Origin of the sequence: uncultured Thiodictyon sp. (assembly GCF_903946935.1) — a bacterium.
Taxonomy (GTDB): Bacteria; Pseudomonadota; Gammaproteobacteria; order Chromatiales; family Chromatiaceae; genus Thiodictyon.
The window spans coordinates 28,797-46,016 of the sequence record NZ_CAJAXH010000008.1 but is presented as its reverse complement, the minus strand read 5'-3'; the positions used below and the strand labels follow the sequence as shown (position 1 = coordinate 46,016).

General features: G+C 67.2%; 11 protein-coding genes. 6 read left to right on the top strand and 5 right to left on the bottom strand.

Going from position 1 to position 17,220, the window contains the following annotated elements; genetic code table 11:
* Nucleotides 1-20: 20 nt before the first annotated feature.
* The 3 genes from QZX93_RS00490 to QZX93_RS00480 all read left to right on the top strand — a co-directional run bounded on the left by QZX93_RS00490 (nucleotide 21) and on the right by QZX93_RS00480 (nucleotide 7,813).
* The gene (locus QZX93_RS00490; RefSeq protein ID WP_295392644.1) at nucleotides 21-3,602 is read left to right on the top strand and encodes a DNA methyltransferase; all 3,582 of its coding nucleotides are present in this window, start codon (nucleotides 21-23) and stop codon (nucleotides 3,600-3,602) included.
* 706 nt (nucleotides 3,603-4,308) lie between these two features.
* Complete coding sequence (locus QZX93_RS00485; RefSeq protein WP_295392642.1) at nucleotides 4,309-6,210, top strand: HIRAN domain-containing protein; 1,902 nt, start codon at nucleotides 4,309-4,311, stop codon at nucleotides 6,208-6,210.
* 508 nt (nucleotides 6,211-6,718) lie between these two features.
* The gene (locus tag QZX93_RS00480; protein ID WP_295392640.1) at nucleotides 6,719-7,813 is read left to right on the top strand and encodes an MraY family glycosyltransferase; all 1,095 of its coding nucleotides are present in this window, start codon (nucleotides 6,719-6,721) and stop codon (nucleotides 7,811-7,813) included.
* 298 nt (nucleotides 7,814-8,111) lie between these two features.
* On the opposite strand, the gene QZX93_RS00475 is transcribed toward QZX93_RS00480, so the two are convergent.
* The 4 genes from QZX93_RS00475 to QZX93_RS00460 form a co-directional block, all read right to left on the bottom strand.
* Nucleotides 8,112-8,318 carry a zinc-finger domain-containing protein gene (locus QZX93_RS00475; RefSeq protein WP_295392639.1) on the bottom strand — a complete coding sequence of 69 codons (207 nt, stop codon included), beginning with the start codon at nucleotides 8,316-8,318 and terminating at the stop codon, nucleotides 8,112-8,114.
* A 93-nt stretch (nucleotides 8,319-8,411) separates the two neighbouring features.
* On the bottom strand, nucleotides 8,412-9,335 hold the full coding sequence (locus QZX93_RS00470) for a branched-chain amino acid transaminase (RefSeq protein ID WP_295392638.1): 924 nt from the start codon (nucleotides 9,333-9,335) through the stop codon (nucleotides 8,412-8,414).
* A gap of 67 nt (nucleotides 9,336-9,402) precedes the next feature.
* Nucleotides 9,403-12,273 (bottom strand): bifunctional [glutamate--ammonia ligase]-adenylyl-L-tyrosine phosphorylase/[glutamate--ammonia-ligase] adenylyltransferase, encoded by a 2,871-nt coding sequence (gene glnE, locus QZX93_RS00465; protein ID WP_295392637.1) that lies wholly within the window; start codon nucleotides 12,271-12,273, stop codon nucleotides 9,403-9,405.
* Nucleotides 12,270-13,181 (bottom strand): D-hexose-6-phosphate mutarotase, encoded by a 912-nt coding sequence (locus QZX93_RS00460; RefSeq protein ID WP_295392635.1) that lies wholly within the window; start codon nucleotides 13,179-13,181, stop codon nucleotides 12,270-12,272. Before QZX93_RS00460 ends, glnE begins: the two co-directional genes overlap by 4 nt.
* A 470-nt stretch (nucleotides 13,182-13,651) precedes the next feature.
* On the opposite strand from QZX93_RS00460, the gene QZX93_RS00455 reads away from it, so the two are divergent.
* Entirely contained in the window at nucleotides 13,652-14,626 is a 975-nt protein-coding gene (locus tag QZX93_RS00455; protein WP_295392633.1) for a 5-bromo-4-chloroindolyl phosphate hydrolysis family protein, read from the top strand.
* Nucleotides 14,627-14,746: 120 nt separating this feature from the next.
* Nucleotides 14,747-15,847, top strand: coding sequence for a toxic anion resistance protein (locus tag QZX93_RS00450; protein WP_295392631.1), 1,101 nt, complete (start codon nucleotides 14,747-14,749; stop codon nucleotides 15,845-15,847).
* A 184-nt stretch (nucleotides 15,848-16,031) separates the two neighbouring features.
* On the opposite strand, the gene QZX93_RS00445 is transcribed toward QZX93_RS00450, so the two are convergent.
* Nucleotides 16,032-16,274, bottom strand: coding sequence for a DUF433 domain-containing protein (locus QZX93_RS00445; protein WP_295392630.1), 243 nt, complete (start codon nucleotides 16,272-16,274; stop codon nucleotides 16,032-16,034).
* Nucleotides 16,275-16,577: 303 nt separating this feature from the next.
* Between QZX93_RS00445 and QZX93_RS00440 the strand changes: the two genes are divergently transcribed.
* Nucleotides 16,578-17,201, top strand: a complete 624-nt coding sequence (locus QZX93_RS00440) for a hypothetical protein (protein WP_295392628.1) — start codon at nucleotides 16,578-16,580, stop codon at nucleotides 17,199-17,201.
* Nucleotides 17,202-17,220 lie beyond the last annotated feature (19 nt).

The following is a 17,220-nucleotide window of genomic DNA, read 5'->3' as shown; positions in this document are numbered from 1 at the left end:
CACTCGCCCGGAGCCCCGCCATGGACGACACCCCCTTGCCCCTTGTCTCTGACTCCTTGCCCCTTGCTCCGGACGACCCGCCCGCCGCCGACGCCCTCGCCCCCGCCCTCATCGACACCTTCATCGCCCGCTGGTCCACCGCCACCGGCACCGAGCGGGCCAACTATCAGCTCTTTCTGACCGAGCTCTGCGCCCTGCTCGGCCTGCCCCAGCCCGACCCGGCGCGCGCCGACGGTGAGGACAACGCCTACTGCTTCGAGCGCCGGGTGGTTTTCCAACACGGCGACGGCACCGCCAGCCTTGGCTTCATCGACCTGTATCGCCGCGCCTGCTATGTGCTGGAGTGCAAACAGACCGGCTTGGGACTCGATACCGGCGGCTGGGACAAGGCGATGCTGCGTGCCCACGGCCAGGCGGTGCAGTATGTCCGCGCACTGCCCCCGCCGGAGGGTCGCCCGCCCTTTGTGGTGGTGGTCGACGTGGGTCGCAGCATCGAGCTCTATAGCGAGTTCAGCCGCAGCGGCGGGGCCTACATTCCCTACCCGGACCCGCGCTCGCATCGGCTGCGCCTGGATGACCTGCGCCGGCCTGAGATCCGCGCCCGGCTGCGCGCGCTCTGGCTCGATCCCGGCAGCCTCGATCCCAGCCGCCGCGCCGCCCGCGTCACCCGCGACATCGCCGAACGGCTGGCGCGCCTCGCGGTCTCGCTGGAATCCGCCGGCCACCCGCCGGAGGTGACCGCGTCATTCCTCATCCGCTGTCTATTCACACTCTTCGCCGAGGACGTGGGACTCCTGAAACCGGACGGATTCACCGACCTGCTGCGCTCGGTGCGCGGCGACCCGGCCCAGTTCGTCCCGCTCACCGAACACCTGTGGCGCGACATGAACACCGGCGCCGCCTTCTCGGTGATCCTGCGCGAGCGGGTGCCGCGCTTCAACGGCGGGCTCTTCGCCCAGGGCCAGGCCCTGCCGCTCGACCGCGACCAGCTCGATCTGCTGATCGACGCGGGCCGCGCCGACTGGCGCCAGGTCGAGCCCGCCATCTTCGGCACCCTGCTGGAGCGCGCGCTGGACCCGCTGGAGCGCCACCGGCTCGGCGCCCATTACACCCCGCGTTCTTATGTCGAGCGCCTGGTCCTGCCCACGGTCATCGATCCGCTGCGCGAGGAATGGACCGCGGTCCATAGCGCCGCTTTCAACCTGCACGAACAGGGCAAGGACGCCGAGGCCATCAAACTGGTCAGCGCCTTCCAGGTCCGCCTGGCCGGCATCCGGGTGCTGGACCCCGCCTGCGGCTCGGGCAACTTCCTCTATGTGACGCTGGAACACCTCAAACGCCTGGAGGGCGAGGTCCTGGACACCCTGGAGTCCTTGGGTCAGCGCCAACTGCTGATGGCCATGGAGGGCATCAGCGTGGACCCCCACCAACTGCTCGGGCTGGAACTCAACCCGCGGGCCGCCGCCATCGCCGAGACGGTCCTCTGGATCGGCTATCTGCAATGGCACTTCCGCACCCACGGCGCGGTGAAGCCGCCGGAGCCGGTCATCCGCGACTTCCGCAATATCGAGTGCCGAGACGCCGTGCTCGACTATGACCGCATGGAGTGGGTGACGGATGAGGCCGGCCGCCCCGTCACCCGCTGGGACGGGCGGACCGTCAAGCCCAGTCCGATCACCGGCGAGGCGGTGCCGGACGAGGCCGCCCAGGTACCGCAGGAACGCTATGTCAACCCGCGGCGGGCGCGGTGGCCGGCGGCGGATTTTGTGGTCGGCAATCCGCCCTTCATCGGCGCCGGCCCCATGCGCCGGGCACTGGGCGACGGCTATGTCGAGGCCCTGCGCGGGGCCTGGTCCGAGGTCCCGGAGTCCGCCGACTATGTGATGTATTGGTGGGAGAACGCCGCCGAGCTCACCCGCACCGGGGCACTGCGCCGCTTCGGCTTCATCACCACCAACAGCCTGCGCCAGACCTTCAACCGGCGGGTGCTGGAGCGACACCTCACCGCCGCCGAACCCCTGTCGCTGCGCTATGCCGTACCGGACCACCCCTGGGTGGACGCGGCGGACGGGGCGCAGGTGCGGATCGGCATGACCGTTGGCGAGGCGGGCGAGTCGCCCGGCGTGGTCGACCAGGTGGTGGCGGAACGCACTGGCCAGGGCGAGGGGCTGGAGGTCGATCTGGAGCGGACGGCCGGCCGTATCCATGCGGACCTGCGCATTGGGGCGGATGTGACCGCGGCGGTGGCGTTGCGCGCCAATCAGGGACTGAGCTCCCCCGGGGTCAAGCTCCACGGTGCCGGGTTTATCGTGACCCCGCTGGAGGCAGCGGCCCTGGGGCTGGGCCGGGTGCCTGGCCTGGAGCGGCATATCCGGCTGTATCTCAACGGCCGCGACCTGACGCAGAGTAGGCGCGGCGTCATGGTCATCGACCTGTTTGGCCTGACCGCCGACGAGGTTCGGGGGCGCTATCCGGAGGTCTATCAGCGGGTCCTGGAGCGGGTGAAGCCGGAGCGGGACGCCAAGGGCCACACCAAGGACGGGGCCGGCTATGCGGCCTTGTGGTGGTTGCACGGCAAACCCAGACAGGAGTTGCGGCGCTATCTCGCCGGGCTGCCCCGCTACATCGCCACTGTCGAGACCGCCAAGCACCGGGTGTTCGTCTTCCTGGATCGGAGCGTCCTGCCGGACAACATGCTGATCGCCATCGCGCTGGACGACGCCTGGGCACTGGGCGTGCTCTCCAGCCGCGTCCATGTGTGCTGGGCGCTGGCGACCGGTGCCCGATTGGGGGTCGGCAACGACCCCCGCTATACCAAGACCCGCTGTTTCGACACATTTCCTTTTCCGGCCCCAGCGGGGCCGGAAAAGGAAATCGGCCAACTGGCCGAGGCCCTCGACGCCCATCGCAAGGCGCGCCAGGCGCTGCACCCTGGGCTCACCATGACCGGCATGTATAACGTGCTGGAGCAATTGCGCCGCGGCGAGCCCTTGGGCCCCAAGGACCGGGCGATCCACGAACAGGGCCTGGTCTCGGTCCTGCGCCAGCTCCACGACGAGCTCGACGCCGCCGTCCTCGCCGCCTACGGTTGGGCGGACCTGACCGCCGCGTTGCTGGCAACCGTAGGAGCGGCGCCCCGCCGCGACGGACCTCGCAGCGACTCAGACGCCGCAGATCGCGCCGGAACGGCCCTCCCACCGGCTGAGTCAGGTTCGACGGGGGTGGAAGAAACCATCCTGCAACGCTTGGTCGCACTGAACGCCGAACGCGCGGCGCAGGAGCGCCGCGGCCTCATCCGCTGGCTGCGCCCGGCGTTGCAGAATCCCGGCCAGCCGCCCGGCGCCACCGCCGTCCAGGCGGAGACGGCGCTGACCGCCACCCCCCCCGCGAGCGGCCCCAAACCGGACTGGCCCAAGACCCTGCCCGAGCAATTCCAGGCCCTACGCGCCGCACTCACCACCCGTCCCGGTCCCAACAGCGTCGCGGACCTGGCCCAGTGCTTCACCCGCGCCCCGCGCGCCCGGGTCGCCGAGCTGCTGGAGACGCTGGCCAGCCTCGGCCACGCCCGCCGGCTGGAGGATGGCCGTTATCTGCCCGGCTAGCACGCCCGCCCCGTCGTTCCAGGTACAGGGCCGCGGATGTTCGCGCCTGGGAGCGCCGACATTCTGTCGGCCAACCGCCGCAGGCGGTTCGCGATTTCGCGGTTAATCGCAAAGGGCCTTGGTTTCGCGAGGACCGAACGGCGCTTCGCGCCGTCGCCGACAGAATGTCGGCGCTCCCAGGAGCGGCGACGTTTGATGTGGCCCAAATACCCGCGCAAGGTCCTGGACGTTTCGTTCTGTGGTGGCTGATTCATTGCCGGTATATCCTAGACCACGTTGGTTGTCGGCAAACGATGGGCGGTTCGGGTCGATCGGATAGGCCGTCTTGATGCGGCAGTCATTGGTGAGGATTGTAGTCCATGGGGAGATCTCCCCGCCGTCAGCGGATACCTCGGCGGGACGGGGCGGATGCCCCGTCCGGGCCAGAGGCTTGGAGAATGAGCGATAACGTGATGAATGATATGGATTTCCTCGACGGCTGGGATTTCTTCCATCTGTGGTCGGATCAGTGCTGTCGGTGTCGACACAAGACGCCGACACCCCGGCACACGTGTGCAGCGTTTCCGCAGGGCATTCCCCGGCCTATCCGGTTGGGGGAATTTGATCATCATGAACCCTGGCCAGATGACCAGGGTATTCGGTTCGAGAAACATGAGAGGGCAAACGCGGGGGGACGGCCATAGGCATCGGGCGCGCGCAGTTCATCATGCCCGGCACGGCGCCGGGGCACGATGGTCCCCAAGAAGGCCTTCCCTCTGGCGTGCGCGCACGCCTGTGGCTGCGCGGCGACTGGCTCGGCCAGCGCAATGAACAGTCGTTCCTGTGGTTGCATCTGAACGACGGCCGGGTGCTCGCCTTTCGCCTGCCGACGGCGGCCTTGGCGGACGATGAACCCATTGGCGCGTTGGTGGAGCAGTTCGCGCAGGACCAGCGCGGCACCCTGCTGGAGGCCCGGTTCGGGGACGGTGTCGCGATCCCGCTCTATGCCGCGCCGGCCGCCCCGCTCCCGGCACTGCCGTGGGGCGATCCCAGACATCACGCCGCCCGGGACTTTGCCGCAGGGCTCGATCAGGAAGTCCTGAGCCTCTTGGCCAGCCTCAACCGCCACCGTCAGTGGGACTCGCTGCGCAACTACAACCGCCTGGCCGCCCTCGCCCCGGAACGGCGCAGCCGTCGACTACAGGCCGTGACCCGCTTCCCGCTGCTGGCCGCGCCGGTCCTGCTCAGCGCCCATCGGTATCTGGAGTTCGCGGGCGGCAAGCGCCATGCCTGGCGAAACCACGATGCCAGGGTCCTGGAGGCGATCGATTGGGGCCGCGACCTGACCGGCGCACTCGCCCGCCACTACGGCATCTCCAAGGGCCTGGTTCGCTCACCCATCTGCGCGCAAATGTGGGGCGACACGGCGCTCTCGCATCGGCGACTGCTGCGGCTGCTGGACGGTATCCCGGCCCATCGCCGCCCCCGAGCGTGCGGGGAGTTCACGCAGGCCATCGATCTATTCAACCTCACCAACCTGCTCGACGACGACGCCGACCTCGTACGCCTGGGGGCGACCGCGTTTCGCGAGGGCTTAGAGGCGGTCTGCGCGCCGTTGCAGGAGCGCTTCGCACCCTTGGGGCCCGCGTTCGCGGACTGCTTCGACTTCATCCGGGCGGCCCTTGAACGGGCGCGGCAAGCCCATCCCTGCCCCCGTGGATTGACCGCGCACCGACTGGAGTTGGCCTGGATCGAGTCACGCGGCTTTCGCTCGCTGCTCGTGGCATCGCGGCGCTGGCACGAACGCGTCTGGGACCAGGCAGACCCAGAGCAGAACTGGGACCAGCAAGACCGGACCCGGATTGCGGCCATCCTTGGCGAACACCAAGAGGGTGAGGCGCATGGGCGGGAGCTGTGCGAGGCGGCGGTCCTGGTGCGCGAGGGCGAGACCATGCACCACTGCGTCGCGCAGTATTGGGCCGAGTGCCGCGACCGCGGTACCCGCATCTTCGCACTTGGCATCGGGGCCGAGCGTGCCACCGCGCAGTACCAATTCACTCTGTCCGAGGCACGCTTTTCGCTCGCCCAACTGCGCGGGCCGCACAATGCGCAGGCCAGCGGACCGCTGATGGCGTTTGCGCAGGCCATCCTGACCGAACTCAATGCACTGGGGCGCGCCCCGGCGCGCGCCGAGCTGGCCCTTGACCTGAGCGCCCGGCGGGCCGGTCAAAGTTCCGCGCCTCGCCAGACCAGGCGGCTCGACCCCGCGGGCGAACGCGAGCTGGCGGCGGTGCTGGCGCACCTGCGCCCGGCCCTCGCTGACGGCGAACTGCTGCGCGACTTCATCGCCGGTTACCAATTCCACGGTGGGACGGAGCTTGAGCCCCAGATGGACGTGGGTGACACGCTGGAGTTGGTACGCGAACCAGACAATCCGCATGACCCCCAGGCGGTGGCCGTGCGTTGGGGCGGCGAGCGCATCGGCTATATCCCGCGCCGGGTCAATGCCGACATCGCCCGGCGACTCGACGCCGCAGAGCACCTGGTCGGCCACCTCACCCGACTCGACGCGCATGCCGACACCTGGGGACGGGTGGAGTTCGCCATCCGCCAGGCCCCGGCGCACTGATCCCCGGGGCGCTCGCAGGGCGCGGGCGGCGGCGCCTATCCGTCGGCGTGCCGGCGTGTTCGATTCACTGGCGACAACGGCCAGAAACAATTATCAATCGTGTGCAAAATGCGCGGCCCGTCACATTGTTAAGTTGGCTTGACACTTTGAGGATGTAGTAGACTACCGGACAAGCCAAGCGCCCGGTCCGGAGCCGATCACGCGACCCATGGACGGCCTTGATCATGGTTTCAACCAGGCAAGCGGTTCGTCCAGCGAACCCGAAGGCCGCGGGGTCAAACCCTAGCAGCCTGTCGGACTTGATGGCGTAACCGATTGATTAAACAGGAAAACGACTTTTTGGCGCAAAAGAGGAAACTCTTTGCATTCAATCGGTTGCATCACTAAGTCCGACAGCCTGCTAGGGTCCGCCATGTGGACCAAAGACCTCGCCCGAAGCGGGGTGACCGAGACGACGATCGCGGCCACACCAGACCTGACAAGAACACGCATTGGTTCAGCTAGCACCATGAATGTCTATTGGACGCTGTTGTACGCTTTTGTGTTCAGCACCAGCCTCACCGGCCTGCTGATCACACCGGCGCGGGCCGTCGGCTGGGTGGACAGACCTGCCATCCGCAAGCACCATTCCCACCCGGTGCCGCTGATCGGCGGGGTGGCCATGTGCATCGCCTTCTGTGGGACCCTGTGGCTAATGCCTGATAATTCAGATGGTTACATGGGTCTACTGACCGGTATGGCGGCACTCGCCCTGATCGGCGCCTACGATGACCTGCGCCACATCCGGCCGACGATCCGGCTGGTGTTGCAGGCCGCCGTGGTGCTATCGGTCATGGTCTGGGACAATCGGTGGCTAACCAACCTGGGTGATCTGGTGGGCTGGGGCGCCATCGCGCTGGCCGGTTTCGCGCTGCCATTCACCCTGTTTGGGGTGGTGGGAATCATCAACGCCTTCAACCTGATCGACGGACTCGACGGCCTGGCCGGCGGGCTGGCCCTGATCGCCGCCGGTTGGCTGGCGGTCCTGTGTCTCACCGCACCGGCTCCCGATCCCGGTGCCGCCGCGGCGCTCATGGCACTGGCCGCGGTCCTGGCCGGGTTCCTGGCCTGGAACCTGCGTCATCCCTGGCGGCAACGGGCCAGCGTGTTCATGGGCGACGCCGGTAGTACGCTTTTGGGTTTTGCCCTGAGCTGGTTCCTGGTCGATCTGTCTCAGGGCGAGCAGGCCGTGATGGCCCCAATCACGGCCGTGTGGATTCTGGCCGTGCCGCTGCTCGATACGGTGGCGGTGATGATCCGCCGTCTGCGCGCCGGACTCAATCCATTCGCTGCCGACCGCCAGCACCTGCATCATCTGCTGCTGGTTGCCGGCCTGTCGGATGCCAAGGTCACCGCGATCCTGCTGGCGACCGCCCTGATCACCGGTGGAGTGGGCGCCGCCGCCTGGTGGTTGAACGTACCCGAATACCTGCAGTTCGGGGCCTTCCTGGTGCTGTCCCTGCTGTATTACCAGGTGACGACGCGCTGCTGTATACGGCAACAGGCAACGGAGCTCACAGGGTCTGACCGCCGCGAAGGCGTCGCCGAACCGACGTGGCCCTAGTTAAGTGGCCCGCTATCGGCCAGACCCCAGGGTGAAAACAGGGTGAAAATCCGTCTCTGGAGTGCCGGCCGCAGGAACAGGGCGACTGACATCGTCAGCCGCCAACCGGCAGGCCGCGCGAGCAGTCTGCGATAACCCCAGAAAGGGCAGATGTGACGCCAAGGCGCCAAGTTCGCCAAGGTTTTTCAGTGTGTTGTCGGCGGGCTATTCACCCGACGAACGAGCTGGATGCCTAACCTAATCTTGCTGGATTTCTTGGCGCCTTGGCGCCTTGGCGTGAACACCTGGCGGCTTTGGGCTAATCGCTCAGGCGATACCGCGCCCCGCAATAAGGGCACATCGCCTCGCCATCGGGTTCGTCCTCAATCGGCAGATAGACCCGCGGATGCATATTCCAGAGGGTCTCGCTCCGGCCTGGGCAGGCGAGCGGCAGGTCGGCGCGGCTGAATGGGATGGCGCCGGGTGAAGCGGTCCCGATCGGGGTCGGGACTGGGGTCTGAGACATGGGGCCTCCGTTGTCTGGTGCTGGTGTGGGCCTTGATCATCGCGCCGACCACTGGCGTGACACCGTTGAGCGGTGTCACGCGGGCGCATGGTGTCAGGCGAGCGTCAGCCATTCCGGGTGGGTATCCCGGCGGCCGTGGACCTGGTCGAAATAGCGCGTTTGGAGTCGCTCGGCGATGGGGCCGCGCCCGCCCTTGCCGATGGTGCGGCCATCGACCTCGCGGATCGGCGTCACCTCGGCGGCGGTGCCGGTAAAGAAGGCCTCGTCGGCGATATAGACCTCATCGCGGGTGATGCGCTTCTCCACTACTTTGAGCCCCAGCTCGTCACACAGCGTCATGACTGTACGACGGGTGATACCATCCAGGGCGGAGGTGAGGTCCGGGGTATACAGCACGCCGTCGCGCACGATGAATACATTCTCACCGCTGCCTTCCATCACATAGCCGGAGGCGTCGAGCAACAGGGCCTCGTCATAGCCGTCGCGCAGGGCCTCTTGCAGGGCCATCATGGAGTTCATGTAATTGCCGTTGGCCTTGGCCCGGCACATGGTGATATTCACATGATGACGGGTGAATGACGACACCTTGATGCGGATGCCGTTCTGCATGTTGTCCTCGCCCAGATAGGAACCCCACTCCCAAGCGGCCACCATGCAATGGACCTTGAGGTTGTCCGCCCGCAGGCCCATGCCCTCGGCACCATAGAAGCACATGGGGCGGATATAGGCCGACGCGAGCGTGTTCTCATGCACCACGGCGCGTTGGGCGTCATTCAGGGTCTCCCGATCCCAGGGCATGGCCATGCCTAAGATATGGGCTGAGTTGAATAACCGATCCGTATGCTCGGTCAGGCGGAAGATCGCCGCGCCCCGCTCGGTCTGATAGGCGCGGACCCCCTCGAAGACGCCCATCCCATAGTGCAGGGTATGGGTCAGGACATGGGTCTTGGCCTCGCGCCAGGGCACCATCTCGCCGTCCAGCCAGATCAGACCGTCACGGTCCGCCATCGTTGCCATTTGTTACTCCGAAGGGCGGGGCCGTTGGCCCCACCCTGATTGATCTAAAGAAGATTCGCCAGGGACCTTAGTCGCCTATCAAGTCCAGCCACAGCGCGTTGACGCGCTCGCGCTCCGGGAGCAGTTGGTCGTCCGCCACCGTCTTGGGCTGGTCCTGCAGGGCACTGCGGTGATAGGCGCCGCGGAGCCGCTTGTAGGCCGCCGTGAGCTGCGCTGCCGCCGTGCCTGGCAGCAGGTCCAGTCGGGCCAGGGTCTCAAGCTGACGGATATTGTCCGTCCAGTCGGCCAGCTCCTGGTGGTCCGCGGCCCAGCGCAGGACCGAGTATTGAACCATAAACTCGATATCGGCAATACCGCCGCGGCCCTGTTTGAGGTCGAAACGCCCGCGCCCGCTCTTGTCCAGGGTCTCACGCATCCGCTTGCGCATGGCGCGCACATCCTCACGCAGCCGTTCGGGGTCGCGCTGGCGGCAGATGGTGGCGCGGCGGATCGCGGCGAAGCGCTCGGCGAGTCCCGGGTCCCCGGCCACTGGTCGGGCGCGGATCAGTGCCTGGTGCTCCCAGGTCCAGGCCGAGTTGGTCTGATAGTCCGCGAAGGCGCTGATGGAGCGCACCAACATGCCCTTGTTGCCATCCGGGCGCAGGCGCATGTCCAACTCGTAGAGGATGCCCGAGGGGGTATGGGTGGTCATCATGTGGATCAGGCGCTGGCCCAGCCGGTTGTAGAACTGCTCGGCGCTGATGGCCTTGGGGCCGGCCGTCTCGGCCGCGGGTTCGTCGGCACCGTGGAGAAACACGAGATCCAGGTCGGAACCATAGCCCAGTTCCAGCCCGCCCAGTTTGCCGTAGCCCAGGATCAGGACCCCGGTGTCAGTGTCGGCGAGCCCCGCGGGCCGGCCGTGGCGCTCGCTCAGGTGGGCGAAGGTCAGGGCCAGGGTGCGCCCGACGGCGACCTCGGCAATCTCGGTGAGATAATCGCTGATCTTCATCAGCGGCACGCCGCCGGTGAGGTCCGCGGCGGCCACCCGCAGCACATTGCCGTGGGCAAACTGGCGCAGCCGCTCCATCTGCTGCTCCAGGTCCTCCCGGGCGATGGGTGCAAGCAGGGCATCCAGCTCAGTCTCCAGGTCCGCGCGTTGCCGCAGGGCATAGAGCCGGCCGGGGTCGATCAGTTCATCGAGGAGCAGGGGCTGGCGGGCGATCTGCTCCGCGATCCAGGGGCTCATGCCGGCGAGCCGGGCGAGTTGGGCCAGGGCCATGGGCCGCTCGATCAGCATCGCCAGATAGGCGGTGCGCCGCACCACCGACTCCAGCACCTTGAGCACCCGCTCCAGGGCCAAGTCCGGCGACTCACTGTCGGCAATCACCTGGAGCGCCTGGGGCAGCACCTGCTGGAGCCGCTCCGCCCCCTTGGCGCTCATACCCTTGCGGGCGCTGGCCAGGCGGAAGGCGGCCAGGCGCTCCTGCGCCGCCGCGGGGTCGGCAAAGTGGTGTGCCACCAGGATCTCCCGGGCGCGCTCCGCGTCCAGGGTCCCGCGCCAGAGCGCCACCAGGTCCTGGTCCGGTCCCGCGGGTTCGGCCTTCCGGGGGGTGAAGACCTGATCGAACAGCCCCTGGACGCGCTGCCGGTGCCCCTCCAGCAGCGGCGCAAAGCTGGCCCAATCGGGGCAATCCATGCTGCGCGCCAGGCGCAGCCGGCCCAGGTCGTCGCTCGGCAGCAAATGGGTCTGCTTGTCCTTATAGGCCTGGATGCGGTTCTCCACCAGGCGCAGGAAGCAATAGGCGTCGTCCAGGGCGGGCAGGGCCGCGGGCGGCAGCAGGTCGCGCGCCGCAAGCAGGGCCAGCACCTGGCGGATCGGGCGGACCTGGAGCGCCGGGTCACGCCCACCGCGCACCAACTGAAGCGCCTGACCGATGAACTCGATCTCACGGATACCGCCGGGGCCGAGCTTGATGTTGGCGTCCATGCCCCTGGCATAGAGCTCCTTGGCGATCATCTGCTTCATCTCACGCAGCGAGTCGATGGCGCCGAAGTCGAGATAACGGCGATAGACGAAGGGCCGCAACAGCGCCTCCAGGGTCACGCGGTCTTGCGGCTCACCAGTCAGCACGCGCGCCTTGATCATGGCGTAGCGCTCCCACTCCCGCGCCTGGGATTGGTAATAGTCCTCCAGCGCATCGAAGCTCGCGACCAGGGGACCCGAGTCACCGAAGGGCCGCAGGCGGGTATCGACACGGAAGACGAAGCCGTCGACGGTCTGGGCATGCAGTGCCTGTACCAGCCGCTGGGCAAGGCGGGTGAAAAACTGCTGATTGTCGAGCGGGCGCGCGCGCCCCGCCACCTGGCCCGGGGCGGGGAAGGCGAAGATCAGGTCGATATCCGATGAGAGGTTGAGCTCGCGCGCCCCGAGCTTGCCCATGCCGATGACCAGCAGGCGCTGCTCCCGGCCCTGGTCATCCCGCGGGGTGCCCAGTTCAGTGCAGGTCCAGTCATGGAGCCGGTCCAGGGCGGCGCGGATGCAGCAGTCAGCCAGCTCGGAGAGGTCTTCCAGGGTTTCTTCGAGCCCCGCCAGCCCCCCGAGATCGCGCCAGATGATGCGGGTCATCTCGCGGCGGCGGGCGAGGCGCAGCACGCGGTGCAGGGCGGGCTCGTCCGCGACGCCCGCAAGCGCGGCAGCCAGTCGGGCGGCAAGGTCTCCGGGGCGGTCGGCGCGCCCCAAGTCGCCGGAGTCCAGGAGTACCGCGAAGTCCTCTGGGTGGCGGGCGGCCGCCTGGGCGACATAGTCGCTGCCCTCCCACACCCGCGCCCGGATGGCCGCCACGTCGGCCGCGAGCGGCACCGCCCGGCCCTGGGTCTGCGCCCAGTCCAGCCATACCTGCCAGCAGCGCTCAGGGATCTCCGTCAGGGCGTGCAGCGCGGCGGTCACCGTGGCCGTCACAGGGGCTCGATGGCGTACTCGGCCGCCAGGCGCGCCTCGCCGCCACCGGGCACCTCGATCACCTCCGAGGCGGTGTTGACGGTCTCCACACACAGCATGATGCGATAGTCCAGGTCGTCCAGGTCGGCCATGGCGCGGGCGGTCTCGACCCAGGGGTTCCAGACCACGCAGGTGGCGCTGTGCCGGCTGGCGATGCGGATACGCCGCTCCAGCACCGGGTCCTCGATCGTCAGCGCCGCGGGTACCGACTCATAGATGCGGTTGACCTCGGCGGCCACCGTCACCGGCCCCTGCTGGGTCACGATGGCGTCATTGGCTCCGGCCGCCTTGTCGATATAGCTACACCCATCCAACCCCAGGACGCGCACCCGGGTGGCATCGCCGACCCGAAAATAGCTGTGCAGGCCCTGGGTGATCTGGAAGGCCTGGTCGCCGGCATTGCGGGTGATCAACTCCACCGTGAGGGCGGCGCCCACGGTGATCTCTACCAACAGGTTGAAATGATAGGGCCAGAGCGCCTGAGTCTCACCGTCGTCCGCCAGGCCCAGGGTGATGCGGGTCGCCCCGCTCGGCAGCGTGGCGGTGGCGAGGATGGACCAGGGCAGGGTGCGCGCGAACCCGTGGGCGGGCCCGGTCTGTCCCGCGCGAGCCGCACCGAACCAGGGCCAGCAGATGGGTATCCCGCCCTTGATCCCCTTGCCGGACTCAAAGAAGGCGCGCTCGCTGACGAACAGCAGGTCATCGGCCGCCGCCACCGGGCAGTAAGACAAGACCTGTCCGGCATAGGGTGAGAGGGTGGCGTTGGCCAGGGGATTGTAAACCTCGATGATCGCCAGCCCGCCGCGCCCCGCGACGATGCGCAGGGTCCCGTCGATCCCGAATTCGGCATTGAGTGCGTCGATGTTCAAGCTGAGGCCTCCGGAAATAGATCCGCCGATCGCGGATGAATGGATGGGGCAGGGCGCGCAAAACGCGAGGGTACCCCCGACGGCGGGAAACGGGAAGCGCGCATAGGGCGGCGTGTCTTGGATTGGGGAGGATCCACCCCCACTCTTCGGGGTCATTGAGACGCGCCGCTTACCGTGAAAGTCGCGCCGGGAGCGCGCTCAAATTCTTCCTCCCCTATTGGGGGAGGGCGGGGTGGGGGAACGGCCAAGGCGCCCGCCACTTTCATCTTGCGGGGTGCGCGGGCACCATGGCCGTTGCCGCCGCCCCTGGAAATCTGCATAACGTCATGTCCGATCTGCAACACCCCCCAGTCCCAACACCGCGGCCCGCGTTCGGGTTGCGCCTCCTCGGCTCCGTCCTACTCATCGGCAGCGTCGGTCTGGTCTCGTGTCAGGCACTGTTCACCCTTTAACTTGACGAGGTGTACGCGGTGACCATCCCCCCCGAACCACCCCGAGCGCTGCGTCCACACGACCTGCTGCCTCTGGTGCGCTCCCTCTTCGCCGGCGCGCGGCCGGACGCGTTGCCACTGCAAGTCTCCCAACCCCGGCCGATAGTCCTGCCGGGGCGTCTCGGCACCCTGTTGCAGCCCCGACCCGGACAGTTGCCCCGCCGCAAAGGTGCCCTGTTGTGGGTCCTGCCGGCCCCGCTGCTGTTGGCCGCCGTAATCGCATTGGGCGCCGGGCACCTCGGTAGCTTTCTGGCGAAGGCCGGCGGGTTTGCACTCTTCATGACTGCCGCGTGGCTCACCAGACGCGGATTGCGCGCCGACTATGCCGGGCCCCAGCCGCGCTTTGTCCGCCTGGCGCGCTGGCCGCTCAAGACCCTGGGCGGGGTGCTGACGGCCCTGGGCGCGGGTGTGACCGCAAACCTCGCCGCGGGTCATGGCCCGGGCATCAGCCTGGCCTTCGCGGCCGTGGCGGCCATCGGATTTCATCTGGCCTACGGTTTCGAGCCCCTGGGGCGGCAGCGGGCCTTCGGCGGCGGCAACGAACCATCGCGCCGGGTGGCCGAGGCCCTGGCCGAGGCCGAGGGCCGGCTACTGGACCTGGAGCAGACCGCACAGTCACTCACCAATCCGGAACTCAAGGCGCGGCTCACGCGCCTCGGTGCCCAAGGACGCGGCATCCTCGATCAGATCGCCGATCGGCCGACCGATCTCTACCGGGCGCGTAAGTTTCTGAACGTCTATCTGGAAGGCGTCCAGCAGGTCGCCGCCGGTTATGCCAGCACCCACCGGCGCGCCGACTCCCGGGAGTTGGAGCAGAACTTCCGTAATGTGCTGGTGACGGTGGAGGAGGTCTTCGAGCAACAGCGGCAACGGCTCCTGGAGACCGATGTACTGGACCTGGACATCCAGATCGAGGTGCTCAAGAAGCAGCTCGAACGCGAGGGCATTGCATAGCGATTTCCCCGAGAGATCTGATAGAAAGGACGCTGGGCGAGACGCCCGCTCCTTTGATAACGCATTGCCGGGAAATCGCTTTGGCTGAACACATAGGAACCCATATCAGGAGACCCTGACGTGACTGAACACACCGACTTGATGCAGACCAGTCCCACCAACCTCACCCCGGCCGCCGGCACCGACCTGGACCCGGCGGTCGCGAACTTGCTCAAGGAACTCGACCTCACCGACAGTCAGTCGGTGCTGTTCTTCGGCGCCAAGGCGCAGGAGCAGTTGACCCAGGTCTCGGACCGGATGCTGGAGGGGGTGCGCGCCAAGGACGTCGGCCCCGCCGGGGCGGCGTTGAGCGAGATGGTGACCACGCTCAAGGGCTTCGACGTCGCTGCGCTGAACCCCAACCGCAAGCCGGGTCTGTTTTCCCGGTTCATGGGCCAGGGCCGACCGATCGCCCGCTTTCTGGAGGAATACGAGGCGGTGCGCGACCAGATCGAGGTGATCGGCCGCACCCTGGAGCGTCACAAGACCCAACTACTGACCGATGTCACCGCGCTCGACCGGCTCTACCAGGCCAACCTGGACTATTTCCGCGCACTGGAACAATACATCGCGGCCGGGGAGACCAAGCTGCGCGAACTCGATGAGTCGGTCATCCCCGCCCAGGCGGCGCGGGTCGAGTCGGCCGCCGACATGGTCATGGCCCAGCAGTTGCGCGACCTGCGCGGCGCCCGCGACGACCTGGAGCGGCGCGTCCACGACCTGAAGCTGACCCGGCAGGTGACTATGCAGGGCCTGCCCAGCATCCGGCTCGTGCAGGAGAACGACAAGGGCCTGATCAATAAGATCAACTCCACCCTGGTCAACACCGTGCCGCTATGGCGCCAGCAGTTGGCCCAGGCCGTCACCATCTACCGCTCCGGGCAGGCGGCCGATACCCTGCGCGCGGCCACCGATCTCACCAATGACCTGCTGCGCGCCAACTCAGAGAACCTCAAGACCGCCAACACCCAGGCGCGCCGCGAGATCGAGCGCGGCGTCTTCGACATCGAAGTCGTCCGCCAGGCCAACCAGACCCTGATCGCCACCATTGAGGAGGGACTGAAGATCGCCGACGAGGGCAAGCGCGCCCGCGCCCTGGCCAGCCAGGAACTGGAGCGCTTGGAAGGCGACCTGCGCCGGGCGCTCAGTGCGGCCTCGGCCAAGGGCGATCGGCCGGGTTGAGCGGACAACCTCATGACGTCGTCCCTATGTGACGCCTTGATCATCGTCGCGACCAGCGGCGGTCCCTCTGCAACAGGTCGAGGCTTTAGCCGGTGGCGGCTCCCGACAGTTCCAAGAGAAATCATTGGTGTCTGCACGCCGGACCGGCTAAAGCCTCGACCTCCAGTGGCTGGAGTCAAAGGCTTCAGCCTTGGATGGACAGGACCAAGGCTGAAGCCTTGGACTCCAAGCTGATGATCTGATCCTCGACGCTTTCCGCCGCATACTCCAGGGCCTGGCGGATATCCTCATCTTCCAGTTCGGGATACTCGCGCCTCATCTCAGCGCGGTCCGGATAGAGGGCGACCGCCGCGACCACCCGTCGCACGGTGAGCCGCATCCCGCGAATGCAAGGCTGGCCGTTCATGCGGTCGAAGCGCTGGGCCATGGCGGTGGTACCGGATAAGGGGGGACTTGGGACTGATTATATCCGGTTGCCGGGTTCCGCTTGGTAACCGGGTCAGGGAAATACCCCTTCCCTGGACGGCGACGGAAAGCAGCGCTTTCCGAGCTGCATTTCCGCAGGGAGTCAGGCGCGCATGGTATCATCGCCGGAACCGGCTCGAGCGGGCCTTGGTCATAATCCCGGCCACCGCGCTAACGGCGAGGTCGTTGGTCCGCACAGCGGACCCTACGGGCGCGGTGCAAGCCGTAGGGTCCGCTGTGCGGACCGATCGCCGGTCGCTATGAAGTGCAGCGCATCAAGCGGCACCGCGGCTATGACGAGGGCATCGGCCGGGACCTGGGCATCCTACCAATCGCGGACACCACCGAGCATTCGGTGCCCGAGTTCACCCTCACCACCGTGCAAGGTGCCAAAGTGGTGGAGGTGCATATCGATTACACCAAATTTGGCCACGGCGGCGTCTTGGTCGACAATCGCATCAATGCCGGCCCCTGGTTGCCGCTCGGTCATTTCACCCAAGAGACCATCAGCAACGACCGCCCGCTCGCCAGCCCGGGTGTCCCGGAGAGCCGCGAGTACCGCCTGCGCTGGTGGGATAAGGACCAGGCCCATGCGACTGGAGTATCGTGCAGACAGTGTTGGTGGGGGCGTGAGGCGGAACCTGGCAAGAAGCGGAATCAAGTACTGAGAACCTGTGGCCGATTCCGGCTTATCATCAATGGCACTGGATTCCGGCATCCTGCCGGAATGACGCGGTACTTTCGCCCCGGCGCGGAGCGAAAGCCGGCGCTCCACGTCCAGCGGCCAGACCGGACGCAGAGCGTCCGCACGGCATTCCCACGCGGGAGTGTGGGAACAAGAAAGCACTTTCTTCGGAAGACCGGCGGACACCTTCGTTCCACCGGTTAGGCGGTAAAAGTCCTCACGC